This window comes from Burkholderia sp. MSMB1588, assembly GCF_001546925.1.
Classification (GTDB): domain Bacteria; phylum Pseudomonadota; class Gammaproteobacteria; order Burkholderiales; family Burkholderiaceae; genus Burkholderia; species Burkholderia humptydooensis.
On record NZ_LNJS01000001.1, the window covers coordinates 3,474,485 to 3,490,638 of the forward strand.

The 16,154-nt window shown below is 66.5% G+C and carries 14 protein-coding genes; 10 read left to right on the forward strand and 4 right to left on the reverse strand.

Annotated elements, in window-relative coordinates; all coding sequences use genetic code 11:
* Positions 1 to 500 precede the first annotated feature (500 nt).
* Positions 501 to 1,787, reverse strand: a complete 1,287-nt coding sequence (locus WS92_RS27665; protein WP_059931990.1) for an SGNH/GDSL hydrolase family protein — start codon at positions 1,785 to 1,787, stop codon at positions 501 to 503.
* Positions 1,788 to 2,179: 392 nt separating this feature from the next.
* Between WS92_RS27665 and paaA the strand changes: the two genes are divergently transcribed.
* From paaA to paaE, 5 genes are all read left to right on the forward strand, one after another.
* On the forward strand, positions 2,180 to 3,178 hold the full coding sequence (paaA, locus tag WS92_RS27670) for a 1,2-phenylacetyl-CoA epoxidase subunit PaaA (protein ID WP_015601658.1): 999 nt from the start codon (positions 2,180 to 2,182) through the stop codon (positions 3,176 to 3,178).
* Between the two features lie 63 nt (positions 3,179 to 3,241).
* Entirely contained in the window at positions 3,242 to 3,526 is a 285-nt protein-coding gene (gene paaB, locus WS92_RS27675; protein ID WP_006023751.1) for a 1,2-phenylacetyl-CoA epoxidase subunit PaaB, read from the forward strand.
* A gap of 10 nt (positions 3,527 to 3,536) precedes the next feature.
* On the forward strand, positions 3,537 to 4,340 hold the full coding sequence (paaC, locus tag WS92_RS27680; protein WP_059931992.1) for a 1,2-phenylacetyl-CoA epoxidase subunit PaaC: 804 nt from the start codon (positions 3,537 to 3,539) through the stop codon (positions 4,338 to 4,340).
* Between the two features lie 31 nt (positions 4,341 to 4,371).
* On the forward strand, positions 4,372 to 5,010 hold the full coding sequence (gene paaD, locus WS92_RS27685; RefSeq protein WP_059931994.1) for a 1,2-phenylacetyl-CoA epoxidase subunit PaaD: 639 nt from the start codon (positions 4,372 to 4,374) through the stop codon (positions 5,008 to 5,010).
* A gap of 1 nt (position 5,011) precedes the next feature.
* A complete protein-coding gene (gene paaE / locus WS92_RS27690; protein WP_006023754.1) occupies positions 5,012 to 6,100 on the forward strand; it encodes a 1,2-phenylacetyl-CoA epoxidase subunit PaaE in 1,089 nt (362 codons plus the stop codon).
* A gap of 208 nt (positions 6,101 to 6,308) precedes the next feature.
* Here paaE and WS92_RS27695 read toward each other — a convergent pair whose 3' ends face one another.
* Positions 6,309 to 7,406 carry an IS5 family transposase gene (locus WS92_RS27695; protein WP_015602980.1) on the reverse strand — a complete coding sequence of 366 codons (1,098 nt, stop codon included), beginning with the start codon at positions 7,404 to 7,406 and terminating at the stop codon, positions 6,309 to 6,311.
* A 166-nt stretch (positions 7,407 to 7,572) separates the two neighbouring features.
* Between WS92_RS27695 and WS92_RS27700 the strand changes: the two genes are divergently transcribed.
* From WS92_RS27700 to WS92_RS27710, 3 genes are all read left to right on the forward strand, one after another.
* Entirely contained in the window at positions 7,573 to 8,403 is an 831-nt protein-coding gene (locus tag WS92_RS27700; RefSeq protein WP_015601954.1) for a DUF1835 domain-containing protein, read from the forward strand.
* Positions 8,404 to 8,442: 39 nt separating this feature from the next.
* Entirely contained in the window at positions 8,443 to 9,042 is a 600-nt protein-coding gene (locus tag WS92_RS27705) for a TetR/AcrR family transcriptional regulator (protein WP_015601996.1), read from the forward strand.
* A gap of 243 nt (positions 9,043 to 9,285) precedes the next feature.
* Positions 9,286 to 9,933: a GNAT family N-acetyltransferase gene (locus WS92_RS27710; protein WP_015600051.1), complete on the forward strand. Its 648-nt coding sequence runs from the start codon at positions 9,286 to 9,288 to the stop codon at positions 9,931 to 9,933.
* Positions 9,934 to 10,040: 107 nt separating this feature from the next.
* On the opposite strand, the gene WS92_RS27715 is transcribed toward WS92_RS27710, so the two are convergent.
* Positions 10,041 to 10,556 (reverse strand): Lrp/AsnC family transcriptional regulator, encoded by a 516-nt coding sequence (locus tag WS92_RS27715; RefSeq protein WP_006023758.1) that lies wholly within the window; start codon positions 10,554 to 10,556, stop codon positions 10,041 to 10,043.
* A gap of 151 nt (positions 10,557 to 10,707) precedes the next feature.
* Between WS92_RS27715 and hppD the strand changes: the two genes are divergently transcribed.
* On the forward strand, positions 10,708 to 11,805 hold the full coding sequence (hppD, locus tag WS92_RS27720) for a 4-hydroxyphenylpyruvate dioxygenase (RefSeq protein ID WP_006023759.1): 1,098 nt from the start codon (positions 10,708 to 10,710) through the stop codon (positions 11,803 to 11,805).
* Positions 11,806 to 11,962: 157 nt separating this feature from the next.
* On the opposite strand, the gene WS92_RS27725 is transcribed toward hppD, so the two are convergent.
* The gene (locus WS92_RS27725; RefSeq protein WP_059934792.1) at positions 11,963 to 12,160 is read right to left on the reverse strand and encodes a hypothetical protein; all 198 of its coding nucleotides are present in this window, start codon (positions 12,158 to 12,160) and stop codon (positions 11,963 to 11,965) included.
* A gap of 324 nt (positions 12,161 to 12,484) precedes the next feature.
* Here WS92_RS27725 and WS92_RS27730 point away from each other — a divergent pair, with 324 nt between their 5' ends.
* Complete coding sequence (locus WS92_RS27730) at positions 12,485 to 16,069, forward strand: indolepyruvate ferredoxin oxidoreductase family protein (protein WP_059934791.1); 3,585 nt, start codon at positions 12,485 to 12,487, stop codon at positions 16,067 to 16,069.
* Positions 16,070 to 16,154 lie beyond the last annotated feature (85 nt).

Genomic DNA, 16,154 nt, shown 5'->3' on the forward strand with positions numbered 1-16,154 from the left:
TTGTTTCCAACCGGTCGCTCACTCAAAGCTGACAGGTCGTGAATTGCTTCACAAACCTGACTTACTTTAGTGTGAGACTCTTGATACTTTTGCTCGCGATCCGAAGATCGTCCGCCACATCAAGCGCCCACACTTATCGGCTGTTCATTGTTAAAGAGCATATCTGCGAGAAGATTTCACTACTTGCCACCGTCTTCTCAGCAGCGCTGCGTTGTCAGCAGCAGAGAAATGAGATTATGATCACTTATTCGCAGCGCGTCAACAACTTTTTTACCTCCGCGCCACCGAAACCTCGTCATCGCCGTCTCGCGCTCCCGTTCGTCCTCGCGGTCGACCGTACTGCCCGAGCTCAAGACTTCCCACTCCCCCCTTCGCGCCGCGTTCGCCGTAGCGCGAAAGAGGCGTGATTCTATGCACATCCCCTCCCCCGCGCAAGCTCTTTTTGAGGGTCCCGTAAAATTTCTTGCGTGGCCGCCGCATGCCACGTCCACGCCGCGCGTTCAGCGGCGCCCGGCCGCAGCCACCAACCGGTCCAGCGGCACCGCGTCGGCCATCGCCGCATACCCTTCGTCGCTCGGATGGATGTCGTCTCCGCTGTTATAGCGGCGCAGCAATTCCGACGGCTTCGCCGGATCGCGCAGCGCAGCGTCGAAGTCCACGACGCCGTCGAACGCGCCCGAGGTTCGAATCCACTCGTTGACCTCGCGGCGGATCGCTTCGCGCGCCGGAGGCAACGACGCCGGCGTCAGCGTCGCGCCGAATACCGCGATGCCGCGCGCATGCGCAGCCGCAATCACGCGGCGGTAGCCTCTGATCAACGATTGCGCGTCGACCTGCGTATGCGGCGCGTCACAATCGAGCCCCGAACGTGCGGGCATCGCCGCGAAATTGATGTCGTTGATGCCGATCAGCAGCACCGCGGCCTTCACGCCGGCGCGCGTCAGCACGTCGCGCTCGAAGCGGCGCTCGAGCGCGACGCCGTAACAGCGCGAATCGCTCAGCAGCCGGTTCCCGCTGATGCCGAGATTCACCACGCCAATGTCGCGCGCGCCTGCGCGTTCGAGCCGGGCCGCCAGCGCGTCCGGCCAGCGGCGATTGCGGTTCAGACTCGAGCGCAAGCCGTCGGTGATCGAATCGCCGACGGCCGCGATCGTCGCCGCGCCCGACCGCGGCGCCTCCACCGCCAACTCGGCGATCCATGCGGATTGCGTGAAGCGCGTCCGGAATGCGTCGGGTGCAGCGTCACTCGTGTGGTTACCCGGCGTCGACACGTAATTGACCTGATTCGACACGCGGTGCCAGACGGTCATCGTCTGGTGATCTCCCATATATAGGCTGAGCGTGTACGGCTCGCCAGCCGTCACGTCGTATGCAACGGGATCGCTTTCCCGCTCCTGCCCGGGCGGCACTTCCATCTCGCGACGGCCGCCGAAAGTCACCGTCGTCGAGCTGCCCGCCGCGACCGCCGCACCGCCCGTCGTCCGGCCGATGCTCATCTCGTCGATCACGAGCGGCGTCTTGCCGTACGCGTTGCTTACGCGGACGCGGATCGCCCCGCCCGCGAGCGTCGGATAGACGATCTGGCGGATCGTACGGCCCGCGACGTCCGGCGCGCGGTACAACGGCGGCGGCGCAGCGAGATCCGGGATCGGCTGCAGCGCCGTCGCCCAGGACGCGACCCAGCGCGTCGGCTGCGCCGACGCGTCGGCCTGCGCGGCACTCGCCGTCGGCGATGCAGCCAGCGCGAAACAGCACGAAAGAGCGGAGAGCCAACGTCGGAACGTCATTCGATACTCCTCACGGCAAAGCTTCGGATTTTGCCTGAACTCGGTTTGTACGCTCCGTTCGGTCGCGGGAACGCGGTTGTCGACGCTGCTTGTCGGAGCGGCTCTCTGCTTTCGGTTCGCCACTCCTACTTCTCGGTGATCGCCAATTTCCAATCGTCGGTCGTCGACAGTAAGTCTATCTATCTGTCTGGCGAATCCGGATTCCGGAGATGGGGGCCAGCCATCCGCCCCAAAGCACGCACGGCTCGCTCATGCGCGGCACAACCGTCGCGTCCGCGGCAAATCGTCGTCGCCCCAACTGCGAATCTCGCCCATCCGCTAAAATGATCTATTAACCGACCGGTCGGTTGATTTATACTGCGTGAACATTCCACCTGGACGAGAACATCGCCATGTACACGCAATCCCTCGACATCCCCGGCAGCGTCGCGCCACTCGATGCCGCCGCCGATTCGCCCGAACAGGCCGGATTCGATGCCGTCATCGCCGCCGACGGCAAGATCGAACCGCAGGACTGGATGCCCGACGCGTACCGCAAGACGCTCGTGCGGCAGATTTCGCAGCACGCGCACTCGGAAGTCGTCGGCATGCTGCCGGAAGGCAACTGGATCACGCGCGCGCCCAGCCTCAAACGCAAGGCGATCCTGCTCGCGAAGGTCCAGGACGAAGCCGGTCACGGCCTCTATCTCTATAGCGCCGTGGAAACGCTCGGCGTGTCGCGCGACGCGCTGATCGACGCGCTTCACGCCGGCAAGGCCAAGTACTCGAGCATCTTCAATTACCCGACCCTCACGTGGGCGGACGTCGGCGTGATCGGCTGGCTCGTCGACGGCGCCGCGATCATGAACCAGATCCCCCTCTGCCGCTGCACGTATGGCCCGTATGCGCGCGCGATGATCCGCGTCTGCAAGGAGGAATCGTTCCATCAGCGGCAAGGCTTCGACGCGCTGCTCGCGATGATGAAGGGCACCGGCGCGCAGCGCGCGATGGTGCAGGACGCAGTGAACCGCTGGTGGTGGCCCGTGCTGATGATGTTCGGCCCGCCCGACGCCGATTCCGTCCATAGCAACCAGTCGGCCAAATGGGGGATCAAGCGGATCTCGAACGACGATCTTCGACAGAAGTTCGTCGACGCGATAGTCGAGCAGGCGAAGGTGCTCGGCGTCACGCTGCCCGATCCGGACCTCAAGTGGAACGACGCGCGCGGCCATTTCGACTACGGCGCGCTCGATTGGGACGAATTCCGGCGCGTCGTCAACGGCGACGGCCCATGCAACAAGGAGCGCCTCGCCACCCGCGTGAAGGCGCACGAGAACGGCGCGTGGGTTCGCGAAGCCGCGCTCGCGCACGAGGAAAAGCGCCGCCGCCGCGCGCAGCAACAAGCGGCATGACCGGCATGGCGCGCGAAAAGCGCGGCCGCCGCGATCCGTATTCAGGAGATTCAGGAGAAAGCGATGAACAAGGAATGGCCAATCTGGGAAGTCTTCGTGCGCAGCAAGCAGGGGCTCGACCACAAGCACTGCGGAAGCCTGCACGCGGCCGACGCGTCGATGGCGCTGCGCATGGCGCGCGATGTCTACACGCGCCGCCAGGAAGGCGTGAGCATCTGGGTCGTGCCGTCGGCGGCGATCACCGCGTCCGATCCGAATGAGAAGGCCGAGATGTTCGAGCCGGCGGGCGACAAGATCTATCGCCATCCGACGTTCTACACGCTGCCCGACGAAGTCAACCACATGTGAGCGGCACGCCATGACGACGACCCCACAACATCTCGCGTACGTGCTGCGCCTCGCCGACAACGCGCTGATCCTCGGTCAGCGCAACGCCGAATGGTGCGGGCACGGCCCGGTGCTCGAGGAAGACATCGCGCTCACGAACATGAGCCTCGACCTGATCGGCCAGGCGCGCCTGCTGTATTCGCACGCGGCCGAGCTCGAGCGGCAGCTCACCGGCGCCGCGCGGACCGAGGACGACTACGCGTACTTCCGCACCGAGCGAGAATTCGCGAACTACACATTCGTCGAGCTGCCGCACTACGGCCCGCTCTGCGGCACCGCGCACGCCGAGCTCGACTACGCGGTGACCGTCGTGCGCAATTTCCTCTATGCGACGCTGATGCTGCACGCGTGGACCGCGCTCGAGACGTCGGGCGACGCACAGCTCGCAGCGATCGCGGCGAAATCGGTGAAGGAAACGCGCTATCACGAGCACCACGCGCGCGAATGGCTGATCCGCTTCGGCGACGGCACCGACGAATCGCATCGCCGCGCGCAGGCCGCACTCGACTATCTGATGCCGTACACGAGCGAATTCTTCGCGACAGATGCGATCGACGACGCGGCAGCCGCGGCCGGCATCGGCCCGGCGAGCGCGTCGATCGAGCCGGCGTGGCGCGCCGATATCGAGGCGGCGCTCGCCGAGGCGACGCTCGCGCTGCCCACGGCCGGCCAGTACGTGCCGACCGGCAAGCGCGGCGAGCACTCGGAGCACATGGGCTATCTGCTCGCCGAGCTGCAGAGCGTCGCGCGCCAGCACCCCGGCGCGAGCTGGTAAGCCCGAGCACGACGAACGACGGAGCCAGACGATGTCCGCCCTCCCCGCACCCGCCCTCGGCCAGCCGGCCGCCGCCGGCAACCGTCCGGGCCAGCGCCCCGGCGACGGCCGCGCCGCCGCGCCCGGCGACGATCGGCTCGTCGAACGAGCGTGGAACGCGCTCGAAGCGGTGCCCGATCCGGAGATCCCGGTCGTGTCGATCCGCGAGCTCGGCATCCTGCGCGACGTGCGGCGCGCCGCCGACGGCGCCCTCGAAGTCGTGATCACGCCGACTTACTCCGGCTGCCCGGCGATGCAGCAGATCGCCGAAGACATCGACGCCGCGCTCCGGCAGGCGGGCATCGCGCCGCACCGGATCGTGACCGTGCTCGCGCCCGCATGGACGACCGACTGGATCACCGCCGACGCCCGCGAGAAGCTCCGCGCGTACGGCATCGCGCCGCCCGCCGGCTCATGCGGCAGGGCGGGCGGCGCAGACGCCGCGGCGCCGCGCCTCGTCCGCTTCGCGCCGAAGCCGCCCGCCGTGCCCGCCGCGCCCGCCGTGCCCGTCTGCCCGCGCTGCGGCTCCGCGCACACCGAGCGGCTCGCGCAGTTCGCGTCGACCGCATGCAAGGCGCTCTATCGCTGCATCGACTGCCGCGAACCCTTCGACTACTTCAAACCTTATTGATATGGCGACTCCGCAATTCCATCCGCTGCGCATTCGCGACGTGCGGCCCGAGACCGCCGACGCCGTCACGGTGTCGTTCGAGGTGCCGCCCGAGCTGCGCGACGCGTACCGCTTCACGCAAGGCCAGTTCGTCACGCTGAAGGCGCATGTCGACGGCGAGGAAACCCGCCGCTCGTATTCGATCTGCGTCGGCACGACCGACTACGACCGTAACGGCGAGTTGCGCATCGGCATCAAGCGCGTGCGCGGCGGCCGCTTCTCGAACTTCGCGTTCGATACGCTCAAGCCCGGCCACACGATCGACGTGATGACGCCGGACGGCCGCTTTTTCACGCACCTGAACGCCGAGCACGGCAAGCAGTACGTCGCGTTCGCGGGCGGCTCGGGGATCACGCCCGTGCTCGCGATCGTCAAGACGACGCTTGAGCTCGAGCCGCGCAGCACGTTCACGCTGATCTACGGCAACCGCAGCGTCGATTCGATCATGTTCGCCGAGGATCTCGAGGACCTGAAGAACCGCTTCATGCAGCGGTTCGTCCTCTACCACGTGCTGTCCGACGACGTGCAGGACGTCGAGCTGTTCAACGGCGTGCTCGATCAGGCGAAATGCGTGGCATTCCTCGATTCGCTCGTGCCCGCCGCGACCATCGACGAGGCGTTCATCTGCGGCCCGGCGCCGATGATGGACGCCGCCGAAGCCGCGCTCGCCGAGGCCGGCGTGCCGCGCGAGCGGGTGCACGTCGAGCGCTTCGGCACGCCGCTGCCGCAGGCGGGCGCGCCCGCCGTCGAGATCACCGACGACACGCCCGCCGCCGACCTCGAAATCGTGCTCGACGGCAAGAAGCGCAAGCTGCGCCTGCCCTACGAAGGCGTGAGCCTCCTCGACGTCGGGCTGCACGCGGGCCTCGCGTTGCCATACGCGTGCAAGGGCGGCGTCTGCTGCACGTGCCGCGCGAAGGTGCTCGAAGGCGAAGTGCGGATGGAGAAGAACTACACGCTGGAGCCGCAGGAGATCGCCGACGGATTCGTGCTCACCTGCCAGTGCCATCCGGTCAGCGACAGGATCGTTGTCAGCTACGACGAACGGTAAGCGGCGTCTTGCCGCGCGGTTACGCGCCGCCCGCCATCTCGCTTACACTAGCAGGCTGTTGAAAAGCCCTCCGTCATGACAACCGGAGCGCTGGTTAAAAGGATTTCACGTGCGATCAAGCGGTGAATTACAGCAGCACCATGCAAATCTCCCGGCTGGTGGACATGCCAGCCGGCATGCCGACGCACGTCGGCCCCGCTCAGGCGGCTTATTGCGCAACTCGGGGCGACACCACCGTCAGTATTCGAGCCATGCGAGTCAGGTTACTGGCGAGCATCGTCAGCTTGAAGTGCTGATCGACGCGCCGGATGCCGCGATACACCGTCTGCCGAATCCGGCCCACCGTCTTGCCCCAACCGAAGTGCTCTTCGATGCGTTTGCGGATGACTTGGCTGATCCGGTAGCCGGCATGCCGCGAGGTGCGGCCGTCGATCGCGCTGCCGCCTTGGCGGGTGTCGTTGCGTGCCACGTGCGGCGTCACCTTGCGTGCCCGGCAATCGCCAACGAAGTCGCGCATGTCGTAACCCTTGTCGGCGCCCAGCGTCTTGGCATGGCGGCCCGGTACACAATCAAGCAAGCGCAGGGCGCTCGCGCGTTCGGCAAAGCCGTCGGCATGGCTCACCACGGCACCCACCACCAGGCCCGAGCGGTTCTCCATGAGAATGTGTCCTTGGTAAGCGAGGATGGCCCCGCTTTGCTTGCTCTTCCTGAACAGGCGTGCATCCGGATCGGTACTCGACTGGTGTGTCTCGTTGCTGCGCCGCTGGCCACGCCAGTCAGTGTCGGCGTTGCGAGCGCCACCCGCGGGCGGCTCGTCGCCCGGGCCGTCCTTGGGGCGGAAACTCTTGTGGCTGGCCCAGGCCTGGATCAGCGTGCCATCGACCGAGAAGTGCTCGCGCGAGAGCAGGCCACGCTGCTCGGCCAAGCCCATGACCTTGGTGAAGAACGCTTCGACGACCTCGTGTTCGAGCAGCCGGTCGCGGTTCTTGGAAAACGTCGAGTGGTCCCACACGGCGTCCTCGATCGCCAGCCCGACGAACCAGCGGAACAGCAGGTTGTAGCGCATCTGCTCCATCAGCATGCGCTCGCTGCGCACCGAGTACAGCACCTGCAGCAGCAACGCCCGCAGCAGCTTCTCCGGCGCAATCGACGCGCGGCCGCTGTCCGCGTAGATCACGCTGAACAATCCGTTGAGCTGCTTGAGCGCTTCGTTGACAAGTTGCCGTACCGGCCGCAGCGGGTGATCGGCCGGCACGAAGTCTTCCAGCTTGACCGTTGTGAACAGCGGTTCTTGCATCTCGTCCATTCCGCGCATCGCTCTCATTGCCCAAGGTCATGAACACGATATCCATAACGCGCGACTCTCAACGCCCGTTTACGCTGGGCCCAAATTCAACAGCCTGCTAGGGGCCGCCTGCAGGCCGGACGCGCGCCGGCTTCCCGGCGGCTTTTCTCATGTTGACGACAGGCCAATGAGCACCATCCACGTGACCATGGGCGGCTCCGCCGCCGCTTCTCTTCGCATCGCGCTCGCCGACGCGGGCCGCGACGAAAGCGTCGTCGGGCTGTTCGACGATCTGTCGGTCGGCCCGCTGCGCGGCGCGGACGACACGCCGGACGTGCGCGCCGCGTTCTGGGAGCGCGCGATCGGCGATGTGCAGCAGGACTGGATCGCCGGGCTCGGCGACGACTTCGCGAAGCTCGAGACGCTCGCGGCCGGCACGGGCCAGGTCGTCGTCTGGCACGCGCACAGCGTCGCCGATCAGTTGATGCTGCGGCGCGTCGCCTACCACCTGCGCAATGCGCCGCAGCGCCTCAACGAGGTGCGGCTGTCGAGCGCGGACATCGACGATCCGCAGTCGTGGGTGCGGTTGCGCGCCGACCAGGCGACGGCCACCGGCATCTTTTCGCCCGCCCGGTTGCTCGCGAAACTGCCGGAGGCGGCGCCGATCTCGGTGCTGCGGATCAGCCGGCTCGCGCTCGAATGGCAGGAAGCGAAGCAGACGAACGCCGAGCTGCGCTACTGGATCTGCAACACGTTCAAGAGCGGCCATTACGCGGACATCGACGCGCTCGTGCTCGAGCACGCGCCCGACGAATGGGGCCCCGCCGCGCGCACGGTCGGCGCCGTGATGGCGTTCGCCGACCACGGGCACCTGTTCGTCGGCGACGTGATCGCGTTCTGGCGCTGCCGCGAGCTCGCGGCGGCCGGCCGCATCGAGCTGCAAGGCGACGCCCGATCGATCGACGACCTGAGAACGGCGACGCTGCGCACGACGCCCGCCGTCGCCCTCCCCCGCTAACCCGCCCCCGCTTCACGCACCGAACACGCACCGAATCACATGGCCCGCACCCGCGCCCCCGACCACGAATCCCAGCGCGAGCAGATCCTCGATCTCGCCGCCGCCAAGTTTGCGCAGACGAGCTACCCGAGCACGTCGATGACCGACCTCGCGAACGCGAGCGGCACGTCGAAGGCACGCCTCTATCACTATTACGAGGGCAAGGAAGCGATCCTCTTCGACCTGCTCGACCGCTACACGAAGCGGCTGATGCTGATCATCGCCGAGGTCGAGGGCGCGAGCCAGCGGCGCGGGCTCACCGAGCGCGAGGCGTTCGCTGAGCTCGTGCGCGCGTTCCTTGCCGAATACGAGACGTCGCACAGCCGCCATGTTGCGCTGCTGAACGACGTGAAGTACCTCGAGGACACGCAGCGCCAGATCATCCTCGACCGCCAGCGCGACATCGTCGCCGCGTTCTCGCGCCAGCTCGCGCGCGCGTATCCGGAACGGATCTCGAAGGACAACCAGACGCCCGTGACGATGATGGTGTTCGGGATGATCAACTGGACGTTCACGTGGCTGAAGCCGGGCGGCCGCCTCGGCTATCGCGATTTCGCCGAGCAGGTGATCGGCATGATCGAGCGCGGGCTCGGTAGCTGAATCGTCTGATTTATTGCAGAGCAGCAAGCGTTGCGCCGGCGTAACAGTGCGATGCTTTGCTCACACCCTTGTCAAAGATCATTTAAATACTAATAAAATCAAATACTTACACACATCAATCGATGAGTTTAGAGCTTGACCTCGACTCAAATATCCGGGTTTTCCCCAATCTCCGCACGGCCGTTCGGTTAAAATTGCGCTGCAATGCACAAATCAATGTGCGGTCTTTTTGAGGAACCTACGATGAACAAGCCAGACCTCCGCCCTGCCGAGTCGGTCGGCATCGCCGGTCCCGCGCCAGTTCTCGTTCGGGAACTGGCTTCCGGCGACCGCCAGCAACTGCTCACCCATTTTCTCGCGCTCGACGCGGACGATCGGCTGCTGCGCTTCGGCCAGGCGGTGCCCGATCACGTAATCGAGAACTACGTGCGCACGATCGACTTCGGCCGCGACACCGTGTTCGGCGTGTTCGATCACGCGCTCGAACTGATCGGCGTCGGCCATCTCGCATACTTGCCCGCGGAAGGCGACAAACGCACCGCCGAATTCGGCGTGTCGGTGCTCGAACGCGCGCGCGGCCAGGGCGTCGGCTCGAAGCTGTTCGAGCGCGCCGCGATCCGCAGCCGCAACACGCACGTGACGACGCTCTACATGCACTGCCTGTCGCGCAACGCGACGATGATGCACATCGCGAAGAAATCGGGAATGCGCATCGAGTACGCGTACGGCGAAGCCGATGCGTATCTGTCGCTGCCGCCCGCCGATCACTCGACGATCATCGCCGAGATGATGCAGGAGCAGGCGGCCGTGTTCGACTACGCGCTCAAGCGCCAGGCGCGCCGCGCGACGCAGATCTTCGAATCGCTGCTGCCCGCGGGCCTCACCGCGTAAGCGCTTCGCCACGCACGAACGAGAACGGGCGGCCCACGACGGGACGCCCGTTCTTTTTTGGCCATTCGGCCGATGCCGGCCGCTCGGCCGGCGCGCCACATCCGCATTCAGCGGATCGGCAGCGCGGTCGTCTCCTTGAAGCGTTCGAGCGAGAAGCTCGTCTTCACGTCGATCACCGACGGATGATGCAGCAACTGCTCCTGCATGAAGCGCGAGAAATGCGCCATGTCCTCGACCTGCACGCGCAACAGATAATCCATGTCGCCCGTCATCGCGTGGCACGCGACGACTTCCGGCCACGCCTGCACCGCCGCGCGGAACAGCTCGGCATGCGTCGCGCCGGCGCGCGCGGACGTCTCGTCGCCGCGCGCGGACGCAACGCCGCCGCGCTTCTCCAGCCGCACGCTCACGTACGCGAGCAGATCGAGCCCGAGCTTCTGCGGATCGAGAAGCGCGACGTAGCCGGTGATCACGCCCATCTCCTCGAGCCGGCGGATCCGCCGAAGACAGGGGCTCGGCGACAGATTCACCCGCTCGGCGATGTCCTGGTTCGACAAACGCCCATTCTCCTGAAGAATCGAAAGAATGCGCCGGTCAATCGCATCCAATTCCACGCGCGCCATTTCCTGTCTCCCTGCTTGTTCGTGTGGACGAGAAATTGCGCAAGCGTAGCGTTGCACGACCAAGTTCGCAAGTTTCCACCCGGCCCGCCCCGCTACACTTTGCCGCAGACATTCATCAAGACGCATGCCCCGCCGGGGGCTAGGAGACGCCATGCAAATCCCCACCTGGGACAATCCCGTCGGCACCGACGGCTTCGAATTCATCGAATACACCGCCCCCGATCCGAAAGCGCTCGGCCAACTGTTCGAGCGGATGGGCTTCACCGCGGTCGCGCGCCATCGCCACAAGGACGTGACGCTATACCGCCAGGGCGACATCAACTTCATCATCAACGCGGAACCGGATTCGTTCGCGCAGCGCTTCGCGCGGCTGCACGGGCCGTCGATCTGCGCGATCGCGTTCCGCGTGCAGGACGCCGCGAAGGCATACCGGCACGCGCTCGAGCTCGGCGCGTGGGGCTTCGACAACAAGACGGGGCCGATGGAGCTGAACATCCCGGCGATCAAGGGCATCGGCGACTCGCTGATCTATTTCGTCGACCGCTGGCGCGGCAAGAACGGCGCGAAGCCGGGCGCGATCGGCGACATCAGCATCTATGACGTCGACTTCGAGCCGATTCCGGGCGCCGATCCGAATCCGGTCGGCCACGGCCTCACGTACATCGACCACCTGACGCACAACGTCCACCGCGGCCGCATGCAGGAATGGGCGGAGTTCTACGAGCGCCTGTTCAACTTCCGCGAAGTCCGCTACTTCGACATCGAGGGCAAGGTGACGGGCGTGAAATCGAAGGCGATGACGTCGCCGTGCGGCAAGATCCGGATTCCGATCAACGAGGAAGGCTCGGACACGGCCGGCCAGATCCAGGAATACCTCGACGCGTATCGCGGCGAAGGCATCCAGCACATCGCGCTCGGCGCAGCCGACATCTACAAGGCGGTCGACGGGCTGTGCGCGAAGGGCGTGACGCTGCTCGACACGATCGACACGTACTACGAGCTCGTCGACCGCCGCGTGCCGAACCACGGCGAGCCGCTCGACGAGCTCAGGAAGCGCAAGATCCTGATCGACGGCGCGCACGACGATCTGCTGCTGCAGATCTTCACCGAGAACCAGATCGGGCCGATCTTCTTCGAGATCATCCAGCGCAAGGGCAATCAGGGCTTCGGCGAAGGCAACTTCAAGGCGCTGTTCGAATCGATCGAGCTCGACCAGATCCGCCGCGGCGTCGTGCAGGACAAGGCGTAAGCGCGCCGCGCGCGGCGCGCGGGGGCCGCACATGGCCCGATGGACGGCGCGATGAGCGGTCCCGCAAAAGAAACGGGTGGGAATCTTCGGGATTCCCGCCCTTTCGCATTGGCGTTGCCGACCGTCACGCGACGGACCGGCGATCGCCCGCCGCGGCTTACTTTTGCATCGCGCCGCGCCCGTTCGTCGCGACGCTCGCGAACGCCGGCGCATCCACGCCGGCCGTCGCCGCAAGCTGCAGCATCCGGGTGCTCGCCGTCGCCAGCACGCCCGCACCTTCCGAGCGCGCCGGGCCGCTCATCGCGAAAAACGCGGCCGACACCATCAGGAAATTCTGGATATTTCGAGTCTTCATTGCATTGCACCTCCATTGCAACCGTCCGGCGCGCGATGCGCGGCGCGGGCACGAACCCGCGCCGCCCGCGCAACCGGACAGGGCCCTAGAGCCTAACGGCAAACGCGTCGTGGGGCGCGCCGTTTTACATGCTTTTACAGCCTGTAACGCATTGATTCCTCACGTTTTCGGGTCGCACACCGGCTTTTTTTGACACGCAGCGGCGGGTTTTTCCCAGTGCTACCATCGAACGAAACCCGCCAATATTCGGGCCGACCGACGCGTCCACAAGACGCCGACGCGCCGATAGTTTTGGCGATCCCTAACCGGGTGAGGAGACACTGCATGAACGCCCCGCTAGACGCAGGCCAGCGCGCATCGCTCGAAGCCGCGCTGCAATCCGTCACGCTAGACGACAAATACACGCTCGAGCGCGGCCGCGCGTACATGAGCGGCATCCAGGCGCTCGTGCGCCTGCCGATGCTCCAGCAGGAACGCGACCGCGCGGCGGGCCTCAATACCGCCGGCTTCATTTCCGGCTACCGCGGCTCGCCGCTCGGCGGGCTCGACCTGTCGCTGTGGAAGGCGAAGCAGCATCTCGCCGCGCACCGGATCGTGTTCCAGCCCGGCCTCAACGAAGACCTCGCGGCGACGGCCGTCTGGGGCACCCAGCAAGTCAATCTGTATCCGGGCGCGAAGCATGACGGCGTGTTCGCGATGTGGTACGGCAAGGGCCCGGGCGTCGACCGCACGGGCGACGTGTTCAAGCACGCGAACTCGGCCGGCTCCGCGCCGCACGGCGGCGTGCTCGTGCTCGCGGGCGACGACCACGCGGCGAAATCGTCGACGCTCGCGCACCAGTCGGAGCACGTCTTCAAGGCGTGCGGGCTGCCCGTGCTGTTTCCGTCGAACGTGCAGGAATATCTCGACTTCGGGCTGCACGGCTGGGCGATGAGCCGCTATTCGGGCCTCTGGGTCGCGCTCAAGTGCGTGACGGACGTCGTCGAATCGTCGGCTTCCGTCGACATCGATCCGCATCGCACGCAGATCATGCTGCCGACCGATTTCGTGATGCCCGACGGCGGCCTGAACATCCGCTGGCCCGATCCGCCGCTCGTGCAGGAAGCGCGCCTCCTCGATTACAAGTGGTACGCGGCGCTCGCGTACGTGCGCGCGAACAAGCTCGACCGCATCGAGATCGATTCGCCGCACGCGCGCTTCGGCATCGTCACGGGCGGCAAGGCGTATCTCGACGTGCGCCAGGCGCTCGTCGACCTCGGCCTCGACGACGAAACCTGCGCGCGGATCGGCATTCGCCTCTACAAGGTCGGCTGCGTGTGGCCGCTCGAAGCGCAAGGCGCGCAGGCGTTCGCGCGCGGGCTCGACGAGATCCTCGTCGTCGAGGAAAAGCGCCAGATTCTCGAATACGCGATCAAGGAAGAGCTGTACAACTGGCCGGACGGCCAGCGCCCGCGCGTGTTCGGCAAGTTCGACGAAAAGGACGGCGCGGGCGGCGAATGGTCGGTGCCGATGGGCAACTGGCTGCTGCCCGCGCATTACGAGCTGTCGCCCGCGATCATCGCGAAGGCGATCGCGACGCGCCTCGACAAGTTCGAGCTGCCGTCCGACGTGCGCGCGCGGATCGCCGCGCGCATCGCGGTGATCGAAGCGAAGGAGACCGCGCTCGCGAAGCCGCACGTGAGCACCGAGCGCAAGCCGTGGTTCTGCTCGGGCTGCCCGCACAACACATCGACGACCGTTCCCGAAGGCTCGCGCGCGATCGCGGGCATCGGCTGCCACTACATGACGGTCTGGATGGACCGCAACACGAGCACGTTCAGCCAGATGGGCGGCGAAGGCGTGGCGTGGATCGGCCAGGCGCCGTTCACCGACGAGAAGCACGTGTTCGCGAACCTCGGCGACGGCACCTACTTCCACTCGGGCCTCCTCGCGATTCGCGCGGCGATCGCGTCGAAGGCGAACATCACCTACAAGATCCTCTATAACGATGCGGTCGCGATGACGGGCGGCCAGCCGGTCGACGGCGTGCTGACGGTGCCGCAGATCACGCACCAGCTCGCGGCGGAAGGCGCGAGGAAGATCGTGATCGTCACCGACGAGCCGCAGAAATACGATGGCCGCACGTCGCCGCTCGCGCCGGGCGTGACGATCCACCATCGCGACCAGCTCGACGACGTCCAGCGCACGCTGCGCGAGATCGAGGGCACGACGATCCTGATCTACGACCAGACCTGCGCGACCGAGAAGCGCCGCCGCCGCAAGCGCGGCGCGTATCCGGACCCGGCGAAGCGCGTCGTGATCAACGAAGCGGTGTGCGAAGGCTGCGGCGACTGCTCGGTGCAGTCGAACTGCCTGTCGGTCGAGCCGCTCGAGACCGAGTTCGGCACGAAGCGGCAGATCAACCAGTCGACTTGCAACAAGGACTTTTCGTGCCTGAAGGGCTTCTGCCCGAGCTTCGTGACCGTCGAAGGCGGGAAGCTGCGCAAGCCGAAGGCGGTGTCGGTCGACGCGAGCGCGCTGCCGCCGGTTCCCGAGCCTGCGCTGCCCGCGATCGGACGCGCGTACGGCGTGCTCGTCACGGGCGTCGGCGGCACGGGCGTCGTGACGATCGGCGCGCTGCTCGGGATGGCCGCGCACCTCGAAGGCAAGGGCGTGACGGTGCTCGACGTGACGGGCCTCGCGCAAAAGGGCGGCGCCGTGATGAGCCACGTGCAGATCTCGCACGCGCCGGCCGACATCCACGCGACCCGCATCGCGATGGGCGAGGCCGATCTCGTGATCGGCTGCGACGCGATCGTCACGGCGGGCGACGAATGCACGTCGCGGATGCGCCACGGCGCGACGCGCGTCGTCGTCAACAGCGCGAAGACGCCGACCGCCGAGTTCATCAAGAATCCGAAGTGGACGTTCCCGGGCGCGAGCGCCGAGCTCGACATCCGCGCGGCGGCGGGCGACGCGGTCGATCTCGTCGACGCGAACCACTTCGCGGTCGCGCTGCTCGGCGACGCGATCTACACGAACCCGTTCGTGCTCGGCTACGCGTGGCAGCGCGGCTGGCTGCCGCTCGCGTACGCGTCGCTCGTGCGCGCGATCGAGCTGAACGGCGTGCAGGTCGAGCAGAACCGCGCGGCATTCGAATGGGGCCGCCGCGCCGCGTTCGATCCGGCGAGCGTGCGCGCCGCCGCGGCAGGCGATGCGCAAGCCGGCGCAACGGTGATTTCGCTGCGCAGCACGAACCACGCGATCGACGCGCTGGTCGCGACGCGCGTCGAGCATCTGAGCGCGTACCAGAACGCCGCTTACGCGGCGCGCTTCTCGGCCGTCGTGGGCAAGGTGCGCGAGGCCGAGCGCGCGCTCGGCGCGGACACCGCGCAGGAACCGCTCACCGACGCGGTCGCGCGCAATCTGTACAAGCTGATGGCTTACAAGGACGAGTACGAGGTCGCGCGGCTGCATGCCGATCCGGCGTTCGTCGCGAAGCTCGCCGAACAGTTCGAAGGCGACTGGAAGCTCAGGTTCCATCTCGCGCCGCCCCTTTTCGCGAAGAAGGACGCGCACGGCCGCCTCGTGAAGAAGCCGTACGGGCCGTGGATGATGCCGGCGTTCCGCGTGCTCGCGAAGCTGAAGTTCCTGCGCGGCACCGCGTTCGACGCGTTCGGCCGCACCGAGGAGCGGCGCACCGAGCGCGCGCTGATCGGCGAATACGAGACGCTCGTGCAGGAGCTGATCGGCAGCCGCCTCACGCGCGACACGCTGCCGCTCGCGGTCGAGCTCGCGAGCCTGCCGGACGGCATTCGCGGCTACGGGCACGTGAAGGAGCACAACCTGCGCGCGGTGCGCGCGAAGTGGGCGCAATTGCTCGCGCAGTGGCGCTCGCCGGAGGGCGGGCAAACGCGCAACGTCGCGTGACGGATCGCGCGCGGGGCCGTTCGCCGAGAAAAAGAAACAAGGCGGCCGCCCGACTGAACCGCCCGCAAGTTGAGCCCCCACTTTG

What these genes read in the sequence shown, in the direction of transcription:
- WS92_RS27665 (WP_059931990.1), bottom strand. Translation starts at nt 1,787, where the DNA reads ATGACGTTCCGACGTTGGCTCTCCGCTCTTTCGTGCTGTTTCGCGCTG.
- paaA (WP_015601658.1), top strand. Translation starts at nt 2,180, where the DNA reads ATGTACACGCAATCCCTCGACATCCCCGGCAGCGTCGCGCCACTCGAT.
- paaB (WP_006023751.1), top strand. Translation starts at nt 3,242, where the DNA reads ATGAACAAGGAATGGCCAATCTGGGAAGTCTTCGTGCGCAGCAAGCAG.
- paaC (WP_059931992.1), top strand. Translation starts at nt 3,537, where the DNA reads ATGACGACGACCCCACAACATCTCGCGTACGTGCTGCGCCTCGCCGAC.
- paaD (WP_059931994.1), top strand. Translation starts at nt 4,372, where the DNA reads ATGTCCGCCCTCCCCGCACCCGCCCTCGGCCAGCCGGCCGCCGCCGGC.
- paaE (WP_006023754.1), top strand. Translation starts at nt 5,012, where the DNA reads ATGGCGACTCCGCAATTCCATCCGCTGCGCATTCGCGACGTGCGGCCC.
- WS92_RS27695 (WP_015602980.1), bottom strand. Translation starts at nt 7,406, where the DNA reads ATGGACGAGATGCAAGAACCGCTGTTCACAACGGTCAAGCTGGAAGAC.
- WS92_RS27700 (WP_015601954.1), top strand. Translation starts at nt 7,573, where the DNA reads ATGAGCACCATCCACGTGACCATGGGCGGCTCCGCCGCCGCTTCTCTT.
- WS92_RS27705 (WP_015601996.1), top strand. Translation starts at nt 8,443, where the DNA reads ATGGCCCGCACCCGCGCCCCCGACCACGAATCCCAGCGCGAGCAGATC.
- WS92_RS27710 (WP_015600051.1), top strand. Translation starts at nt 9,286, where the DNA reads ATGAACAAGCCAGACCTCCGCCCTGCCGAGTCGGTCGGCATCGCCGGT.
- WS92_RS27715 (WP_006023758.1), bottom strand. Translation starts at nt 10,556, where the DNA reads ATGGCGCGCGTGGAATTGGATGCGATTGACCGGCGCATTCTTTCGATT.
- hppD (WP_006023759.1), top strand. Translation starts at nt 10,708, where the DNA reads ATGCAAATCCCCACCTGGGACAATCCCGTCGGCACCGACGGCTTCGAA.
- WS92_RS27725 (WP_059934792.1), bottom strand. Translation starts at nt 12,160, where the DNA reads ATGAAGACTCGAAATATCCAGAATTTCCTGATGGTGTCGGCCGCGTTT.
- WS92_RS27730 (WP_059934791.1), top strand. Translation starts at nt 12,485, where the DNA reads ATGAACGCCCCGCTAGACGCAGGCCAGCGCGCATCGCTCGAAGCCGCG.